Origin of the sequence: Nocardia sp. NBC_01730, assembly GCF_035920445.1 — a bacterium.
Classification (GTDB): Bacteria; Actinomycetota; Actinomycetes; order Mycobacteriales; family Mycobacteriaceae; genus Nocardia.
In genome coordinates, this window is the sequence record NZ_CP109162.1 from 5,358,368 (window position 1) to 5,377,179 (window position 18,812).

The following is an 18,812-nucleotide window of genomic DNA, read 5'->3' on the forward strand; positions in this document are numbered from 1 at the left end:
GCGCCCGTCCAGGCTCAGGCCGAGAGTCGTGCCGGATGCTCCTTCTGCCAGTGTTCGGCGATATCGATGCGGCGGGTGATCCAGACCTGGTCGTGCGATTGCACATGGTCGAGCAACCGCTCCAGCGCGGCGGTGCGAGCGGGACGACCGACCAGCCTGCAGTGCAGCCCGATCGACAGCATCTTCGGACTGCCCTCCGCACCTTCGCGATACAGCACGTCGAAGGCGTCGCGCAGATGCGCGAAGAACTGCTCGCCGGTGGGGAATCCGGCGGGCGAGGCGAAACGCATGTCGTTGGTGTCCAGGGTGTAGGGCACCACCAGATGGTCCCGGTCGTGCACCCGCACCCAGTACGGCAGGTCGTCGGCGTAGGAGTCCGAGTCGTAGACGAACCCGCCGTGCTCCACCACCAGCTCACGGGTGTGCGGCGAGTCGCGGCCGGTGTACCAGCCGAGCGGCGCGGCGCCGGTCAGTTCGGTCAGGATGCGGACCGCCTCCGCCATGTGCGCGCGTTCGGTGCCGCGGTCGGCCAGCTGGTAGGACTTCCAGCGCAGGCCGTGGCAGGCGATCTCGTGGCCGAGATCGCGAAAGGCGGCCACCGCCTCGGGGTTTCGCTGCATAGCACGGGCAACGGCGAATATGGTCAAGGGCAGCTCGCGCCGATCGAAGACGCGAAGCACCCGCCACAGCCCAGCACGGGAGCCGTATTCGTAGAGCGATTCCATGCTCATATGGCGGTTCGGAAACGCTTCCGCCGGAGTCATTTCCGAAAGAAATGTCTCGGAGTGCGCGTCACCGTCGAGGACGCTGTTCTCGCCACCTTCCTCGTAGTTGAGCACGAACTGGACCGCGATCCGCGCGTCACCCGGCCATTTCGGGTCGGGTGGCCTCGGGCCGTAGCCGACGAAATCCCGTTCGTTCATTCGGTGTCCTCTCTGGCATGAGCGGGAGGCCCTCCGTGGTTACGCAGGCTGCCTCCTCCGGGCCTTGACCCGCTCATGCCGTGTCCTCTCTGGCATGAGCGGGAGGCCCTCCGTGGTTACGCAGGCTGCCTCCTCCGGGCCTTGACCCGCTCATGCCGTGTCCTCTCTGGCATGAGCGGGAGGCCCTCCGTGGTTACGCAGGCTGCCTCCTCCGGGCCTTGACCCGCTCATGCCGTGTCCTCTCTGGCATGAGCGGGAGGCCCTCCGTGGTTACGCAGGCTGCCTCCTCCGGGCCTTGACCCGCTCATGCCGTGTCCTCTCTGGCATGAGCGGGAGGCCCTCCGTGGTTACGCAGGCTGCCTCCTCCGGGCCTTGACCCGCTCATGCGCCGAGCTCCCCGTACAGCCGTAGCCGCGCGAGCCCGCCGTCGGGATAGATGTCCAGGCGAACCTCCTCCACCGACGCGGCCATCGGCGCGATCGGAAAACGGTGCCTGGTGTCGGGCAGCAGCGCGGTACGCGGCAACAACTCCAGCTCGGTGCCGTCGCTGGTGCGGCCGGTGAGCCGGGCCGCGCCCGGACTGTTGCCGAGGAAGTAGGAGGTGTCGAGCTCGGCGAGCCGGATCATTCCGGGCCCGGCCAGCCGGATGTGCACCCAGTCGTTGCCGTCATCCCTGCGACGGGCGGTCTCCCAGCCGTCGCCCATGCGCCTGGCCAGTCCCGGATAGAGCAACTGATTGGGCGAGCTGTAGAAGCGATTGGAGCAGTCCAGCACCAGCGCGCCGTTCTCCAGCGCGGCCAGATCCAGCGGGCCGATGCCGAGCAGTCTCCGGTCGGGCCTGCCCTCGCCGTGCACCCGCAGCCTGGCCACGCCGCCGTCGGGGTGCATGGTGAGTTTCACATGCGTCCAGCGCTTCTCACTCTCGACGGTGAAAAGGTTGCGGCTGTCTCCCACGACCGGGGAACGGTCGATCAGCACGACCCAATCATCGTGCGCGGCAATGGAATCCGCAGGCAGATAGTCATCGATCTCCAGCGCGGAGACCGAGACCGCAGGCGGGTAGTTGCCCGTGAACCAAGCGGTGTCGACCACGATCCCGCGGATCACGCCTGGCACGCCGAGCCGCACGATCGCCGAGTCGTCACCGGGCCGTCCGCGATGTCTGCGAGTCTCCCAGCCGTCGTAGATCTGCCCCTTGTGCCCGAAGGTGGACGGCCGGTAATCGGCCGGGCCCGGGTTGATCAAATTCTCCTTCTCCGCGAAGAATTCGTCATCGGCCCAGATCACCGCGCCGCCGAGCGGACGAACCGCCAGATCCGGCAGCAGCGTGAACTCTTCGTTCTCTACGAGATCGCGCATCACACCTCCTGTGTTCTGCGGGACACCCGCACCCGGTCGGCGCCGATGAGCGCTGCGCGATTGTGTCTCATCACACCTCCTGTGTTCTGCGGGACACCCGCACCCGGTCGGCGCCGATGAGCGCTGCGCGATTGTGTCTCATCACACCTCCTGTGTTCTGCGGGACACCCGCACCCGGTCGGCGCCGATGAGCGCTGCGCGATTGTGTCTCATCACACCTCCTGTGCCGTACGGGACCGCACCGTTCGAGTGGCCGTTCATCGTGGCTCCGGCGGAATCGGTGCACGGGCCACCAAGGCGCGCAGGACCGCTTCGGTCAACTCCGGGGCGCCCGAGTCGTCGCGGGCGCCGCAGTCGATCCCGCGCAGCACGGTGGCGGCCAGCGCTTCCGCGGTGGCCGGCTCGTCCAGCACGCCGCCGCCGCGCCGGTCCAGGTAGGCCCGCAGACGCGGCACCGCCACGTCGATCGCCGTGCGGAAGAAGTCGTAGGTAGCCAGCCAGCGGGTGACCAGATGGCCGGGATGCATGTCCCAACCCTGGTAGTAACCGCGTCGCAGCGAGCGGGCGACCAGGCGGTGATGGTTGTGCAGTGCCGCTTCGGGCTCGGCGTCGGGCACGATCTGGGTGGAGCCGTCGCACACCCACACCCCGGTCTGCGCGGCCGCCACCTGCATGACTGCCTTGGCGTAGTCGGCGGCCGGGTGGTCGAGCGCCTGGTCCGGCGCGGCGACACCGCAGGCGGCGGTGTAGTCGTAGGTGCCGAAATGCAGTCCGCTGCACCGCCCCTCGGCCTGTCCGATCATCTCGGCTACCGGCGTGGTGCCGTCCGCGGCGATGATCGCCTGCGGACTCTCGATCTGCAGTTCGAAACGCAGCGCGCCCTCCGCGATGCCGTAGCCACGTTCGAGGCCGGCGCATAGCTGCCTCAGCGCCGTAACCTGTTGCACAGCACGAATTTTCGGCACAGTGAAGATGAACCCGTCCGGTACCCCGCCCGCGCTGTCGAGCACCAATTCGAGCGTTCGCAGGGCACGGTGCCGCTCGCCGCCTGCCAGGCCCTTCATCCGAATGCCACCGGTCGGGCTTCCGGGCCGTCGCGCCCAGGCCGCGAGCACGGCGCCCGCCGACACGGCGGCGCGGTCCTCCTCGACGTCGGCGCGGAAGCCGTAGCCGTCCTCGAAGTCGATCCGCAGGTCCTGGACCGGATCCCGCTCCAGCCGTTTCCGAACGTCCGGCAGCGACGCGGTTCCGTCGAGGGGCGCCAGCAGGTCGAAATAACGGTCGAGTAGCTCGATCGCGGCCGCGCCCCATTCCCGCGGGGTCGCCTCGGTGACCCGATCGGCGGGGACGTACACGGTGTGGATCGGCTGTGTTCTGCCGTGCGGCGGCCTGCTGTTCGAGCCTGGATACCTGCGCCGCAGGTCGGCGTCGACCCCGTCGAGCAGCGCCTCGATCCTGGCGTGGATATTCGCGGGCACTTTGGTCACCGTCGGCCGCCCTCCTCTCGGATCGCACGCCAGATCCGGTCCGCCGTCATCGGCAGCCGGGCCACGCGCACTCCCACGGCATCGCGGATCGCGTTGGCCAGGGCGGGCGCGACCGGGTTGTACGGTGATTCGCTCATCGACTTGGCGCCGAGCGGTCCCAGCTCGTCGGCCGTGTCGGCGAAGTACACCTCGGTGCGTGGCACGTCGGCGAACTGCGGGACGTGGTAGTGCCGCAAGGTCCGTGTGGTCACCACACCATGATCACTGCGCATGTCCTCATACAACGCCGAACCGACGGCCTGGGCGACACCGCCCTCCACCTGCCCGCGGCACTGCACCGGGTTGAGCACCGTGCCCGCGTCGGCGGCATGAACCGACTGGAGAATGCGGACCGAGCCGGTGTCGGGGTGCACGGCGACGCGGACGGCGTGCACGTTGAAGCTCACCGACCTGGGGCTGCCCGCGTGCTCGCCGTGCGCGGTCAACTCACCGTCGACCAGCAGCTCGTCCGCGCGGAGCAGCCGGTTGCCGCAACGGACGCCGCCGGCCTCCAGCACGCAGTCGTGCTCGGGAATTCCCGCGAGCTTCGCCGCCCTGGCCAGTATGAGAGCGCGCAGCTCCCGCGCCGCCGCATAGCAGGCGTTACCGGCGACCACGATGCCGGTGGAGCCGAACGCGCCGGTGTCGTGACCGACCAGGTCGGTGTCGGACTGCCGGATCACGATGCGGGACGCGTCGGTGTCCAGCGCGGTGGCTGCCAGCTGCGCGTGCACCGTCGTCGTGCCGTTGCCGAATTCCGCCGTGCCGACCCGGATCTCGTAGCGTCCGTCCGGCAGCAGGCTCACCGTCGCGTCCGAATGGTGACCGCGCGGCGGAATCGTCGCGATCATCGCGGTGGCCATACCCGTGCCGACCCGCCATTCCGGGCCGGGCGCACGAACATCGTTGCCTCGCAGCAGAGCTCGCTCGGCGAGGTCGAGACACTGATCCAGGCCGTAGCTGCCGAACACCAGGTCGCCCTCGTTCACCGCGGCGCCGACGAACGGGTCGCCGGGCACCACCACGTTGCGCCGCCGGAACTCGAACGGGTCGATGCCGAGCATGCTGGCAAGATCGTCCAACGCCGACTCCACCCCGAAGATCACCTGGCCGAGGCCGTAGCCGCGGAATGCGCCGGAAGGAAGGTTGTTGGTGTACACCACCTGGGCGTCGACCCGCTTGTTGGCGCAGCGGTAGATCTCCACCGACTCACCGACACCGTGGAACATCACTCCCGCACTGTGGTTGCCGTACGCACCGGCATCGGCTAGAACGTCGACGGCCAGCGCGGTCAGCACGCCGTTCGCGTCGGCGCCCGCCGACACCGCGACCCGCATCGGATGGCGGCAGGTCGCGGCGGTGAACTCGTCGGAGCGGGTGAACTCGTACTGCACCGGCCTGCCGGTGCGCAGCACGGCCAGCGCGATCAGGTCTTCGGCCAGCATCTCCTGCTTGGCGCCGAACCCGCCGCCGACCCGCGCGGCGAACACCCGCACCTGCGCGCGCGACAGCCCGAAAAGGTGGCACAGCTCGTCGCGCACCAGGAACGGAACCTGGGTGCTGCACCGGATGACGAGCCTGCCGTCCGCGTCCAGCCACCCGATCCCGCCGTGCGTCTCCATATGCACGTGCTGCCCGCGCGGCGAATGCCACACACCCCGCACCACGTGCGCCGCGGCGGCCAGACCCGCCACCACGTCGCCGACGGCGCCGTGCACTTCGGCGACCAGATTGCGGTCGGCGTCCGCGATTCGCGCGGCGTCCGCTTTGTCTCCATGCAGTTTCGGCGCACCCGGGAGCAGCGCCTCCTCCGGGTCGAACACCGCGGGCAGAATCTCGTAGTCCACCCGCAGCAGCGCGCACGCCGCACGGGCGACCGCGACGCTCTCCGCCACGACCGCCGCCACACGCTGTCCGACGAAGCGGACGGTGCGGTCGAGCAGATAGGTGTCATCGGGATCGTCCGCCCGCAGCTGGTGCCGCGCGGTCGAGAACGCGACGGGTGGCGAGTCGGCGTGGGTGAGTACCGCATGCACGCCGGGCAGCGCTTCGGCTGCCACGGTGTCGATCGATCGGATCACCGCGTGCGCGTGCGGGCTCGGCAGCACCGCGATATGCAGCGGGGGCGTCGGAGGCGCCGTGGCGGGATCACCCGGTCGCCCGCCGTCCGCGATGACGCGGGGCAGCACGTCGAAGGTGAAGGGCTCGGTGCCGGTGACGATGCGGGGTCCGGCCGGAGCCCTGACGCCGCTGCCGACTCGCCCCGTCACCTCGACCCGTTGTGCGGGAGTCGCGTCGGCGGCGAGGTCGTCAGTGGTCGGTGTGCCCAGCGCCGCTCCGATCGCCCGGTAACCCGTGCATCGACACAGGTTTCCCTTCATCAATTCGGCGTGTTCCGTCTCGGATCCGCCGACCAGTCCTTCGCTCCCGCAGCCGAGACCGGCGGCTGTGACGACCATGCCCGCGGTGCAGAAACCACATTGGAATCCGGCGTTGTCGAGGAACCTGCGCTGCACCGGGTGCGGGTCGTCCGGCGTCCCGAGCCCGGCCGCCGTGGTGACGGCACGTCCCGCGGCGCGGTAGGCCGGAAACACGCACGAGTGCACCGTCGCGCCGTCGACCAGGACCGAGCACGCGCCGCAATCGCCCGCGTCACAACCCTTTTTCACCGCCAGGTGACCACTGTCGCGCAGCGCGGTCCGCAGGCATTGCCCCGGCCGCACCTCGATCTCCACGGGCCTGCCGTCTACCTCGAACCTCATCACAATGCACGCTCCCGCAGTTCCTCGGCGACCTCGCGGGCTAGCAGGCCTGCGACGTGCCGACGCCAGTCCGGCGAACCGTGCGGGTCGTCGAACCACAAGGCGGAATCGATCGCGCCGACCGCGCCCGCGATCTCGGTCTCGCTCGGCGGCCCAGCGAAATCCAGGACGACGGGCCGGATCGTCGCGGCGGTGAGGGTGACAACGCTCCGACCGTCCGGGTCCCGCCGACCCATCACCACGGCACCGGACCGCCCGAGCGGCGCGAGCGCGATCTTCCGAAAGCTGGTCCGCGCCAACAGACTCGACAGTGGAACGGTGATCGACCGCAGTACGTCACCCTGCCCCAGCACGGTGCGTCCCGGTTCGAAGACGAAGTCCCGCAAGGGAATACCTCGATCCGAACCATCCGACGCCCACACCAGCGCGACACCGTCGAGTGCGGTCAGCGCCCCGAGCACCGCACCGGCGGGCAGCGCGAGACAGACGTTGCCGCCCACCGTGGCAGTACGCCATATCTTGTGTGACGCAAGCAGGGCCCGGCAGGACTGCGCGAACAGCACGGTTCCCGGCCATCCTTCGCGCAGCACGGGTGTCCCCAGCTCGCGCCCCGGCGCGGCCCCAGCGAATTCGGCCAGGGTGCAAGTCGCGGCGATCTCCAGTCCGTCCGCCACCACCTCCAAGGCGGGCCACCCCATGGTCGTGATGTCCACCAGCCGCTCCAACCGATCCTGCGGCTCGGAAAACAGAAACGTCCCTCCGGCGAGAACCGCGGTCGACGCCCCGAGCGCCCCCAGATCCGCCCGTTCGCGCGCGACCACTACCTCCCGGATCGTGTCCAGGTCCACGTCTCACCTCGTTCCTGCCTCTCGCCCAAGGTAGAGCCAGTCGGTTGCCGCGATGTTGCGCAACACCCACCGCAGATTTCGCGGCCGTTACCTGGTCGCAGCGACCGTCCCGGCCGAGCCCCGGCCCAGCCGAGCGTCGCCGCCACAGCTGCACCGGCCCCGGGTCTACCGACTGTCCGAGCCGACACTGTTCCAGTATCTCGCTTATGTCCTGACCAGGCACGACACCGGGAGGGCCAGGCACTGCGCTCGACGACGTCACCCGACGGAAGCAGCACCCCGCGATCGAGGACGGCTCGGATCGTTGCTTGATCGATCCATGCGAGATAACGGCGTCCAGCAGCAGGCCGGAAACGAGAGCGGCCAAGATCGGACGGTCGCGAGGTTTTCACTAGTTTGATACTTGACGGCATTGGTGCCTGGTGACATCGGTCGAAGTCTCAATAGTTGATTCAACGATACGATTTAGACACGTGAGCCAAGACATTCGAGACTTCGCACCCCCGCCGTGTGATCTGTTGGCACTCGGTGAGCCGACGGAACCGGCCTCCGGGTACATCCGTAACGAACTGTTCGCATCGCTTGCGAACCAGGGCTTCCGGTCCATCACCCTGAAGACAGATCGAATGTCGGCGCTCGCGGTCAAAGGCTTTGTCCAGGACGGAACAGGAACCCTCGACGACCGCAGGAAGCGCCGTACCCATGGGTAGGGCTCGCACACTCGCTCAGGTGTACCGGCACTTCGGTGCGGTCGACGCCGCCGAAACATCGCCGCTGTACGAGCGCGTCGCCGTCGCCCTGAGTGAGTCCGACGAGGCGCTGCGCGCCATCGAGGCGGCGCCGGCGCGCAAGCGGCACCCCACGGTCATCCTCGCCGCGTTGCACGACCTCGCCCTCGCCGGACGCGCCCCGGCGCTTGCCGCGGCCTATACCGCTAGGGACGGCGACGCTGCCGCCGGCGCGGCGATCGACACGCTGGTGCGAATGACCGACTCGGTCGTGGCCGTCGCCGCGCGTCGGAAGCCGCGGACAGACGAGACCGAACGCTGCGCCGTGCTGTATCCAGCCATTGCCGAGGCGGCGCGCCGGGTAGGCGCGAATGCGGTGGGGCTGATCGACGTGGGCTGTTCGGCTGGGCTCAATCTCAATGTCGATCGCGTCGGCATCACGTACAGCAACGGACAATCGCTGGGCGACCCGTCATCTCCAGTGCAGCTTTCGTCTTCGATCGTGGGCGACCGAGCCATCCCGACGCGGGCGATACCCGAGGTCGTCGCCCGGGTCGGCGTCGACCTCGATCCGGTCGACGTGACCGACGCGGAGGACGCCCGCTGGTTACGCGCCTGCCTGCGGCCGGATCAACCGGAGCGGATCGCGAGGCTCGAAGCGGAGATGGCGTTGGCCGCGACGGACCCTCCACTGCTGCTGCAAGGTGACATCGTCGAGGTGATGCCCGACGCCTTCGCCCGGGTGCCCGCGGACGCCCTGCCTGTCGTCACCACGACGTGGGCGCTGTCGCGCTTCCCCCTCGAGAGCCGCCTACGCTTCCTGCATCGCCTCGGCGAAGCGGCTACCGGTCGGCCGGTGGCGTGGGTGTCAGCGGAGGGCGTCGGAGTCGCGCCGACAATACCGACATTTGGCGATCGCCGCGCTTCCGGCCACAGCATCATCGGCCTGGCGGTGTTCGGCCAGTCGACTCTGCGCGCCGAGGCCATTGGCCGCTGCTGGTCGCGGGGCCGCTTGCTGGCTTGGCTGACAGACTCCTAGGGCGCCGCCGGGCCGGACGCTCAGCAGGGCTTCGATGGTGTACCCGTGGGAGCGGGCATAGCGGCGTGTATATCGTCGGCAGTTTGGGAGCCGAAAATGTCGCGGCGCACGAAGGCGATGGCCCTCACTGCTTGTCCTCGCGCGGGTTGTCGCTGACGTCGACGACCCGGCCGTCTGCAAACACCACCGCCCACGTGCCGTCGTTGCGCAGCAGGATTCCCTGCGGCTTGTCCATGTCGCGGTCGGGGTCCCGCGTGATTCGCCAACTCATACGGGCACCGCCGCCAGTCGGTGCTGCGGCGATGAACAGGTTGCATCCGCCGTGCGCGGTCGCAGCGAATTTGGCGTGATCGAGGCCGCTTATGTAGGTGTCGTTGCACGGCTGCATGCGCCACCGGTTCAGCTGGTAAGTGGGCGCGACGGCGATCATCGGACGGGCCGCCATGGCTTGACGATCTTGGCTTCGATGAGGACATCGAGCGCAGCGGCCTTATCGGCGCACGTTTCGGTGTCGCAGCCGATCCGCGCCTGCCACACCAGGTGTGCATCTTCCCGTGTGTAGGGGACATCAGGTGCGGGGTGGCACGTCTCCGTGCTTCTCACGGGCCGATCGAAGAACCAGATCGTGCCGTAGATGACTGCGGCGACGATGAAGGCGATCACCAGAGCTATCGACATCGGCCGATGCCCTCTGGTCGCTGTATGTAGGTGATACGCCCGATGCCGGGGGTCGCTGCACCCAGGCACTGGGACGATTCGAGGCGAGGCTGGGCTGCCCACTCGCGGATGGCGTCGGCGACGCGCTCCAAAAGTTGGAGCGTCGACGGATCGAAGTCGACCACAGTTGTGGGGCCGCTGTCGTGCGGAGTTCGTTGCGGCAGTTTCACTTTGGACACTGGAATATACCCCTGGGTGCGTTGTGTTTTGTTAGCTGCCAGCAGATCGGCTGGTGGCAAGACGCAGTCATCAGCCGGAGCAGGACGCGCCTGGGACCCGTTGCGGCAGGGCCGCATACTCGACCGAATGATCAGCGCCGACACTCGTATTGATCATTCGGCATAAATGGCGCGGTGCCGCTCGAGGAACAGGCTGTGCTCGTCACGCCTATAGTCAAGAAACGTGCGATCTGGCCCCGGCATGCGGGTATCGGCGAGCCGCTCCCGAACTTCCTCTAGTGCACGAACGAACCGCTCCCCGTATTGAAATGTTCGGCCGTCGCCCCAATCGAACCAGACAGGTTCATCGACACGCTCAGAGTGGATGGAGTACTGCTGTTTGAGGTGTCCGACGTTCGCGCACATCGGAATCAGGTTGAGATCGAATGCGAACTCGAGCTGACCGGAGTGGCTGCCGTACAGGTATGGGAGTAGAAGGACGTCGGCGTCCAGACCTGCTTCGGCAATGACGGAGTCAGATCGGTACGACTGAATACTGGCGCGAATGCGTTGGTCGACCTGGAGTACCGATAGCAGCGCAGGGATGTCGTGCCGGGCGAAGTCTGCCGGACTGAATGGGCGTAGCAGTAGGTCCAATTTCGCATTGGGATTCGGTTCGCTCAGGGTCCAGTTCGATACTGCTGCAAGTAGATCGCGATTGGGACGCAGCGCACCGTACATGAGGCTACTGATCGTCTCAGCATCGTCGTCGCGCCGACGGCCATACAGTTGGTCGGGTGGCACGACGAATCCGTGCGGGATCACATCGATGGGCGGTAGGTGCGGGACAGCCCTGCGTAGTTCAGCAACGGATGATTCGGTGAGGCCGACCCAGCGATCTGCTGCCTGTGCGATCAGATTCATGCGCGCATGGAAGTCGCTGGGGGTGAGGAACATAGGCTCGACATCATGGGCGGTGTATACAACCCTGATCGAATGGTCGGCGCATGCCGACAGGAGTCGTTCGAGTGCTTCGATGTCCTCAAACTCGATGTGATGCAGGTGCAGTACGTCAAGCCAGTCGAGTGGTCGGTGCCGTAATAGCCAGGTGGCGCTCACGCTGGCGGGCACGATCCCATGCCGGGTGTTAGTGCCGTTGAGCTGGTGAATGTCGGCCGAGAGGATTTTTCGAACATAAGGGGTCCGGGCAGGCAGGTGCACCACCCGTATCGGCCTGCTCATCGCGGCATCCATGTCGCTTGCTGGACCGGCCAGCCCCTGTCACGTAGCGCGGTCACTACGGTGTCATCGTCATCGACTATGAGGCGGATATCGAAGTGTGCCGCGATGTCAAGTATCCGAGCGACTTTGAACTCTGCGACCGGTCGGCGGTCGTGGTTAGGACGCATGTACAGCATGTCGACCGGCAGGCCGTGTTGAGCCAGCCAGGCGACGGTGATGACGCGGAACCTTTCCGGTCGGCCGGTGAGCCAGACTGTGCGGTTGCCGGGTGCTGCTTCAAATACCAGTTCCATTCCCCGTCTCAACGGCGGGTCGTTGGTTGCCTCGGCGAAGAACGCATCCCAGTCAGGATTGGCGGAGGTCACGTAGTGCATGCGGTGACGGCAGTCCGACACGGTGCCGTCGATGTCGGCGACCACAGCCGGCGCGCGAACCCCCTTGGTCTGCAGACCTTGATCGTTTGGGGAACGTGTTGCTGTCCAAAGCTTCTCCGCGAATCTCATATGCCGAGCGTCGCTCACTATCGACGGGAACGATAGATCACGTTGGTCCCTCACGGTGAGGGGGCTGCCTGGTCTGTCCGCCAGACGCGGGGCTCACGGATTCTTGCTGAGCAAGGACCCAAGTTGTGATGTCAGATGGGAGCGCAGCATGACGTCAGCGCTGAACAGCCGCAAAGAGCCGGCGCCGGGTGATGCGGGCCAAGGCCCGCTTACCTTCACCGAAGGTTATTACCGGCAGATCATCGACCGATTCGGCTATGACGATTTCGAGCTAACCAGGTTCGCATTCAATTTCGCCGGCATGCGGTCGGACGAGTTGAACATGCGGTGGCTCTGCCACCATCGCGCTGATCAGTTCCTCGCCACTGAGCGAACGAGGAGGGTGGTGACCACCGGGTTCGGAATGTCGGGTCTGCCGCATATGGGGACGGTCGCCCAGATCATAGGCATTACCCGGATGCAGCAGAGTGGTGAAAGAACGCAGGTAGTACTCGGGGATCTGGACGCGCACAATGGCAAGGGTCGTCCGTTGGGTGGCGCGCAGGAGCTGGCGGACCGGTTCGCGATATTCTGCCGTCGGCTTGGCTACGACGACACGGTTGGTGGCCTACGGAATCAGTTCGATGATGCGGAGAGCCTTCGGAATCTTTATCTGCTCAGTCATTACGCCGACGATGCCGATTTCGAGCGAGCTGAGGAAGACAATCACCGCTATTACGCCTCGCTCGGGGTCGTCGACGATCGAATGACGTTTCGGCGCAAGACTTCTCTGGCGCTGATGGCGGCCGACTTCCTTACGCTGGGCCAGCATGCCGATGCGGTTCTGGTCCTGTTGGGTATCGATGAGCACAAGTACGTCAGATTCGCTGCGGAGATCGCAAGCCGTTTGAGCGGCAACACAAGTCTCCGTGGCACATTCGTCCTTGCCTCGATCTATACGAGGCTGGCCAGTGGATTTGGCGGTCATCCGAAGATGTCCAAGAGCATCCCCGGCTCGTCTATCGACGTGACCTCCTCGCCTGACGAGATCAAGCGGCGGATCAACTGCGACGACGTGCGCGCAGCGGAGCAGTCGCCGACGTTCCAACTGATCAATCAGCTGTTTCTCCGTCCGGCCGAAGATTGCCGCCAACTTCGCCGTGAATGCGCTGACGCCTCACCGGCTTGGATGGAAACAAAGGCCGAATTGGTCGATTCCCTTGTCGCGATCACGGAATTGTGGTGAACGGAGCGGATATGCGGACCAACCTGATCGGTTTCCCCGAGACACCGTTTGCTACGCATTTCGGGCCCTACCTGAGCCGCCTGAACTCGGGACTCAGGTTGACCTATCACGAGGCCGCGCATTACATGCGGCTCGTGCTGGCCATCGATGACCCGCGGACACGTAGCGCGCAACTTGGTGTCCTGCTCAACGGGTTCATGGCCAAACACCCAACTGTCGAGGAAGCCAGCGGAATCATCGATGCGGCATTGGAATTAGATTCCCACTCTCCGACGACGCGTCCGTTACACCCGTTCACTGGCGAGCGGGTGGTCGGGGTCGCGGGTAGCGGCAAGAAAGGATTCAAGACACCGAACGTTTCGACCTCGGCTGCGCTGGTGGCAGCCGCGGCAGGGGTCAAGGTCGCAAAATGTGCTTCGGCGGCAACTTCTTCCGTGGCCGGCTCCGCCGACACACTCAAACGGCTCGGCGTGCATCTGACAGCGAGCGCTCCGCAGACGTTGGATGTGATGGCGAAGTGCGGTCTGGGGGTGTTCGAGATCGAGCAGATCATTCCCCGATTCGACGCCGCATACGGTGGCCTGTTCTACGCCCCGCATGTCCTGTCGCTGGCCCTGCCGGCATTGCTCCTGCCGATCCGGACCGACACGCTCCTGTACGGCATAGCGCACCCTGACGTGAGCCTGTCGTTGGAGGTGCTGGGCCGCTACCACGACGGAGATCTGTTCGTCGTGGCTTCCACACCAGACAACGTGCGCTGGCTCGACGAAGTAGGCATCGTCGGCGAAACATCGATGGTCGGCATCCACCGTGGAGTGCGCGGAAGAATGCTTCGGCTGAACGTGGCCGATCAACTCGGCATCGGGCCCTACTCGCTCGACGGCCTCACCCCGGGCTCGACAGTGACCGAGCAAGCCCGCATCGTGGTCGAGGTCTTGACAGGCCGGGCGAATGCAAGCCTCACCGATCTCGTGGCCGCCAATGCTGCAACGCTGATCTTTCTCGGTGAGGTTCGCGCAACGCTAGCCGAAGCATTCGGTCTCGCTCGCGAAATACTGTACAGCCGTGCCGCATTCGACAAGCTTCGGGAGCTTGTCCGTGCCACCACCGGAACGGCTTCGAGTCTTCGGGAGTGGCGGTGACGACGATACCTGTTCCCGTCGTCGCGGCTGGGTTGTGTGGATCCGATCTCCAGCGTCTCCGTGATGGCCAATCCTGGGCGTCCCTCGGCCATGAACTTGTCGGGCATCGCCCCAGCGACCGAGCGCTGGTCGCCATCCGGCCTCTGCGTCCGTGTCGAAACTGCCCGGCATGCCATCGAGGTTGGACAGAGCAATGTCCGTACGACGAAAGCATCGGTCGCCGAGACAACAGCCGAGGTGGATTCAGCGGGTCAGCCGACGTCACTGAGGAACAGCTCTACCCTCTGCAATCAGGTGTAGGAGCTGTGGTGGCAACTCTGGCCGATCCGTTGGCCTGCGTCTTGCACGCGCTGCGACCGGTGAACCTCGACGGTGAGGTACTGATCATCGGCGACGGACCAATGGCGGCTCTAGCCGCCGTGCGCTCCCGGCAGGTAGATGCCCAGCGGGTGACAGTAGCGGTGAAACACCCCGACCGGATCGGCAAGCTCGCAGGGTTCGCTGACGAGGTAGTTGCGTCCGCAGATTTGGCGGCGGACCGCTACGATGTTGTGGTCGAAACCGTAGGAGGCATCAGCAGTGAACCGATATTGACAGCAGTGACCGCGGTGGCACCCCTGGGACAGGTGGTGGCACTCGGGGTCTATCACGCGCAAGCGACTGCTGATCTATCGGTTCGACGCTTTCTGGAGAAAGAAGCAACACTCCACGGCAGCAAGGCATACCGGATCACCGAAGAGATCGACGACTTCGCCGATGCTCTCGATCTCCTTGCCCATCATCCCGGTGATTTCCTGCCAGTCATCACCGAGGTCGAAACTCTGCCGACCGAGGTTCCGCAGTCGTTTGCCAGCGAACGCGCACACACGCTCAAGGTCGTCTACACCCGCGAGACGACCACTCGTTGATCGCATCCGACTCGTGAACAGGAAACCTCATGTTGGATCCCCACACCGGTCTCGGCGCCTCGCACCGAGAACTCTCAGCCGTCCTGGAAACCGCTCCCGACCTGAGGGAAGGCCCGCAGCTCGACACGATCCTCGAGCTTTTGGCACAGCGCCGGACCATGGACCTGTCGGACCTGCCGCCCGCCGATCAAGCGCAACTGGTCTCCGCACGCACCCAAGCACTCCTGCCGTCGGTCGGCCATCTCGACGAACTACTGACCTCCGCGAAGGACCGGCAGCTGATCGTGAAATTCGGCATCGACCCGACCGCCGCTGACGTGCACGTGGGCCATGCCGTCCCGATGATCCTCGCCAGCCGCTTCCAGCGCATGGGCCATCGCGTCGTGTTTATCGTCGGCGATATCACCGCCAAGATCGGCGATCCCACCGGCCGGGTCGCCGACCGGCCCCCACTCACTGACGACGACATCCGCGCCAACATGCAGTCCTACCGTGACCAGGTCACCCCCTTCTTCGACTTCGAACACGCCGACTTTCGGTTCAACAGCGAATGGCTTGCCCCGTTCACCCTTCCCCAGTTCATCGGTGTCCTCGAAGGGCTCCCCCTCTCGATATCGCTGCAGCGGGAGGACTTCCGCAACCGCCTCGAAACCGGCAGCGGACTATCCATGGCCGAGCTGGTGTACTCAGTCGTCATGGCGCTGGACTCGGTCGAGATCAACGCCGACATCGAACTCGGTGGCCTCGACCAGCTGCTGAACATGCAGATGTGCCGCCGCGTCATGGAAAACCGCGGACAGACACCGGAAGTGATCCTCGCGACCAGGCTGATCGAAGGCACCGACGGATCCGGCGCGAAGATGAGCAAGAGCAAGGGCAACTACGTCGGGCTGGCCTTCGAGCCCAAAGACGTATTCGGCAAGCTCATGTCCGCCGCCGACCGGCTCCTGCCCGGCTACCTCGCTGCCCTCACCGAACTGCTCGATCCCGAGATCAATCTTCTTCGGGACATGATGCAGGACAAACGAATCCACCCCATGGGTGTGAAGACCCTGCTCGCTTCGGACGTCACCGGCGCGATCCACGGCCGCGTACCAGCGGAAGCCAGCCGCGCCAGATTTGCCGCCCAGTTCTCACGAAAGCGATTCTCCGACACTCCGGACCTGCCGGTCATCAACGTCGAAGAACACTCGGACGCCACCGTGGCCGAGCTGCTCGTGAACATCACCGCCCTCGTTCCCAGCGTCGGCCAGGTCCGGCGCATCGCCAAAGGCGGTGGGCTCCGGCTCGTCGTAGAAACCGATGCCGATCAGCAAGATTCGGTGGTCCTGAGCGCAGACGAAGTCAAGGCGACCGTTATTGTCCTGACCAACACATACGCACCCTTGACGGATCAGCCGCAGGCGCGGCGATTCGTCAAATGCGGGCGCGCCCTCTTCGAACTGCGGTGACACGGCGCCCACCCCCGCCGCTACACTCAACGCCGTCCAGCGACGTGCACGGCAGCGGGGGTGGGTTCACATGGTGCCACGTAATCCAATCGAACCGACCTGGTGGGACACGCAATTCCACGGCGGCGTGCACATGCGGCAGATCCTGGCGGCCCGGGACATCGGAGCGGTATTCGGATTCCTGCACAGCCGTGGATGGAGCTGGGCGGCGATCGCCCGCGCAACCGACCTCGGTGATCAGCGAGTCCGCGAAATCGCCAGCGGCAGACGCAAAGTCGAGAACTACGACGTGTTCCTTCGTATCGCCGCCGGCCTCGAAATCCCCAAGTCTTATCTCGGCCTGGGATTACAAAAGCCTGACCATCAACCAGCGACGGAACTCGCGCACGCCGCGGTGTCGGACGCGGACCGATATACACCCATACCGCAGTATCCGAACGGGCCCGACCCGATAACTCACCTTGACGACCAGAAAAGAAGCGATCTCGGGCACATGGCTGGGAACACCATCTACCTCGACAATCGAATCGAGATTCGAATCGGCAGCGATGGAGCAGCCTGCGTTGCATATCGGTACGAAATATTCAACTTGACCGACCGTCCGTTGACACGCCTCGCCCGGGACCTGTGGTTCAAATACACCGACGGAGGATTGGAAATCGCACCCGCGCCGGACTGCAGTCGCCGCGTCGTAATCCAGCGAGTGCACGATACCCTGAACCTGGCCAAATTCTCCTGCAAACTGTCGCCGGCCATCCAGCCAGGCGAGTCCGCGACGATCGGCTACACCTGCCGTGGCGGACGTTTTGTCGATGCCCTGTACTGGCGTCAGTCAATTTATCGCCATACGTGCAAATTTGCGATATCTATTTGGCATCAATGGGTTGAAGAGCTAGCCGATTGTTCGGCCATCGAAGAATACCCGAACGGATCTGAACGATCAGTCACTGAGAATCTGGTCTGGGACCGAATGGAAGACGGCATGATCATTTCCCTCACCCGCGAAAACCTCACCCCCAACCAATCGGTTACCGTCTCCTGGGGGATCAACGCATGAGTATCCGTGATGAGGTCGAACACACCCTCCGGTCGTGGAACCACCATGAGATCATCCGCGGAGCTCCAGCAGTGATCGACTTCGACTTCGTCCCCGTAAAACAGCAACCGGATCCGGTCGACCGGCTCACGACGTTTCGACGATTGAACGAAATGCTGCAGGATGCGGACCATCCATCAGTCGTGCAGAGAATCACTGCCGATCTGGCCTACCTCCGCGCACTCATGGGCGAACGCCCACCTCTGGACGACTACATCCGCGCAACCCAAGGATGCCCTGCTGCGGGTTGGCCACCCGACTACGTCACAGCCAAAGGCGAAGTCGCCCGTCACTGCGTCGAAAGCCTCGGCATCCGCTGGGGCAAGCACACTACGGCCGACCTTGCCGCCGCAGAAGGACCGATCGACGCCGCCGACGCACCGGATGCCATCCGCCAAGCCGCGCTCGAGCACGAGCAATCCGTACGGCTTGCAACCGGCAGCACAGCGGTCTACGACCTGACGATCGAGTCCACCGATGCCGATGCATACTGGGCATACTGGCTTGACGGCGCCGGTTCGCAAGTCCGCCTGCGGCTGAACATGCGCAACGCCAGCTACACGAAGGTGCAAGCCCGGCAGTTCGCACTGCACGAGGTACTCGGTCACGGATTGCAAAGCGCCAGCATCGCTGCACGTTGCGCCACGGAAGACGTTCCCTGGGTGCGATTGTCGTCCGTCCACGGACCCCAGCAAGTACTGCTGGAGGGCCTGGCGCAAGCCATGCCGCTATTCGTCGCCTGCGACGATGAACCGTTGGTCACGCGAGTCCGGATCGACCACTACACCCAACTCGTGCGCAGCGAAATCCATATCGCGTTGAATTCCGGAAAGCCCATCGAAGAATGCGCCGATCACGCTCGATCGCGAGTTCCGTGGTGGACAGAAAGTCAGATTGCTGGCCTCCTGACCGACCGTAGTGCTGATGCGCTGCTGAGAACGTATATGTGGTCATACGTAGCCGGTATCGACTGGTTCACCGCCCTCGCTGAGGCAGGAGGGCCGACAATTCGAAAGGTACTCAAATCGGCTTATCGAGCCCCGCTGGTGCCGGCCGACCTTGAAAAACTTTGGCCCGAGGGGCCAGCTGTCGGCGGGCCTGGATCGAGATCGCAACTCGGATAGTCGGGCGCAGTGTTGGCGCAGCGAACGCCCGGGTTTCCCAGCCGCACATGTGCAAGATGCA

Annotated in this window: 17 protein-coding genes and 1 pseudogene; 9 read left to right on the forward strand and 9 right to left on the reverse strand. The window is 65.2% G+C overall.

Annotation, left to right across the window (positions count from 1 at the left end; all coding sequences use genetic code 11):
- Positions 1-14 precede the first annotated feature (14 nt).
- From puuE to OHB12_RS22135, 5 genes are all read right to left on the reverse strand, one after another.
- Positions 15-923 carry an allantoinase PuuE gene (gene puuE, locus OHB12_RS22115; protein ID WP_327110485.1) on the reverse strand — a complete coding sequence of 303 codons (909 nt, stop codon included), beginning with the start codon at positions 921-923 and terminating at the stop codon, positions 15-17.
- A 381-nt stretch (positions 924-1,304) separates the two neighbouring features.
- Entirely contained in the window at positions 1,305-2,282 is a 978-nt protein-coding gene (gene alc, locus OHB12_RS22120; RefSeq protein WP_327110486.1) for an allantoicase, read from the reverse strand.
- A gap of 257 nt (positions 2,283-2,539) precedes the next feature.
- Positions 2,540-3,769 (reverse strand): DUF6986 family protein, encoded by a 1,230-nt coding sequence (locus OHB12_RS22125; protein ID WP_327110487.1) that lies wholly within the window; start codon positions 3,767-3,769, stop codon positions 2,540-2,542.
- A complete protein-coding gene (locus OHB12_RS22130) occupies positions 3,766-6,570 on the reverse strand; it encodes a molybdopterin-dependent oxidoreductase (RefSeq protein WP_327110488.1) in 2,805 nt (934 codons plus the stop codon). The genes OHB12_RS22125 and OHB12_RS22130 overlap by 4 nt, the downstream gene beginning before the upstream one ends.
- Positions 6,570-7,418: an FAD binding domain-containing protein gene (locus OHB12_RS22135; RefSeq protein ID WP_327110489.1), complete on the reverse strand. Its 849-nt coding sequence runs from the start codon at positions 7,416-7,418 to the stop codon at positions 6,570-6,572. Before OHB12_RS22135 ends, OHB12_RS22130 begins: the two co-directional genes overlap by 1 nt.
- A gap of 473 nt (positions 7,419-7,891) precedes the next feature.
- Between OHB12_RS22135 and OHB12_RS22140 the strand changes: the two genes are divergently transcribed.
- On the forward strand, positions 7,892-8,128 hold the full coding sequence (locus OHB12_RS22140; RefSeq protein ID WP_327110490.1) for a hypothetical protein: 237 nt from the start codon (positions 7,892-7,894) through the stop codon (positions 8,126-8,128).
- Entirely contained in the window at positions 8,121-9,185 is a 1,065-nt protein-coding gene (locus tag OHB12_RS22145) for a DUF2332 domain-containing protein (RefSeq protein ID WP_327110491.1), read from the forward strand. Before OHB12_RS22140 ends, OHB12_RS22145 begins: the two co-directional genes overlap by 8 nt.
- Positions 9,186-9,309: 124 nt before the next feature.
- Here OHB12_RS22145 and OHB12_RS22150 read toward each other — a convergent pair whose 3' ends face one another.
- From OHB12_RS22150 to OHB12_RS22165, 4 genes are all read right to left on the reverse strand, one after another.
- Entirely contained in the window at positions 9,310-9,615 is a 306-nt protein-coding gene (locus OHB12_RS22150; protein ID WP_327110492.1) for a hypothetical protein, read from the reverse strand.
- Positions 9,612-9,863 carry a hypothetical protein gene (locus OHB12_RS22155; RefSeq protein ID WP_327110493.1) on the reverse strand — a complete coding sequence of 84 codons (252 nt, stop codon included), beginning with the start codon at positions 9,861-9,863 and terminating at the stop codon, positions 9,612-9,614. The genes OHB12_RS22150 and OHB12_RS22155 overlap by 4 nt, the downstream gene beginning before the upstream one ends.
- 371 nt (positions 9,864-10,234) lie before the next feature.
- Positions 10,235-11,302 (reverse strand): hypothetical protein, encoded by a 1,068-nt coding sequence (locus OHB12_RS22160; RefSeq protein WP_327110494.1) that lies wholly within the window; start codon positions 11,300-11,302, stop codon positions 10,235-10,237.
- A complete protein-coding gene (locus tag OHB12_RS22165; protein ID WP_327110495.1) occupies positions 11,299-11,721 on the reverse strand; it encodes a phosphatase domain-containing protein in 423 nt (140 codons plus the stop codon). The genes OHB12_RS22160 and OHB12_RS22165 overlap by 4 nt, the downstream gene beginning before the upstream one ends.
- Positions 11,722-11,953: 232 nt before the next feature.
- Between OHB12_RS22165 and OHB12_RS22170 the strand changes: the two genes are divergently transcribed.
- The 7 genes and pseudogenes from OHB12_RS22170 (at position 11,954) to OHB12_RS22195 (ending at position 18,751) form a co-directional block, all read left to right on the forward strand.
- Positions 11,954-13,030 carry a hypothetical protein gene (locus tag OHB12_RS22170; protein ID WP_327110496.1) on the forward strand — a complete coding sequence of 359 codons (1,077 nt, stop codon included), beginning with the start codon at positions 11,954-11,956 and terminating at the stop codon, positions 13,028-13,030.
- Between the two features lie 11 nt (positions 13,031-13,041).
- Entirely contained in the window at positions 13,042-14,172 is a 1,131-nt protein-coding gene (locus tag OHB12_RS22175; protein WP_327110497.1) for a hypothetical protein, read from the forward strand.
- A pseudogene (locus tag OHB12_RS36420) lies at positions 14,169-14,450 on the forward strand (alcohol dehydrogenase catalytic domain-containing protein); the annotation flags it as partial. The gene OHB12_RS22175 and the pseudogene OHB12_RS36420, both read left to right, overlap by 4 nt.
- A 30-nt stretch (positions 14,451-14,480) precedes the next feature.
- On the forward strand, positions 14,481-15,080 hold the full coding sequence (locus OHB12_RS22180) for a zinc-binding dehydrogenase (RefSeq protein WP_327110498.1): 600 nt from the start codon (positions 14,481-14,483) through the stop codon (positions 15,078-15,080).
- Between the two features lie 29 nt (positions 15,081-15,109).
- Positions 15,110-16,531, forward strand: coding sequence for a tyrosine--tRNA ligase (gene tyrS / locus OHB12_RS22185; protein ID WP_327110499.1), 1,422 nt, complete (start codon positions 15,110-15,112; stop codon positions 16,529-16,531).
- A 70-nt stretch (positions 16,532-16,601) separates the two neighbouring features.
- A complete protein-coding gene (locus OHB12_RS22190; protein WP_327110500.1) occupies positions 16,602-17,588 on the forward strand; it encodes a helix-turn-helix domain-containing protein in 987 nt (328 codons plus the stop codon).
- Complete coding sequence (locus tag OHB12_RS22195; protein WP_327110501.1) at positions 17,585-18,751, forward strand: hypothetical protein; 1,167 nt, start codon at positions 17,585-17,587, stop codon at positions 18,749-18,751. Before OHB12_RS22190 ends, OHB12_RS22195 begins: the two co-directional genes overlap by 4 nt.
- Positions 18,752-18,812: the final 61 nt, after the last annotated feature.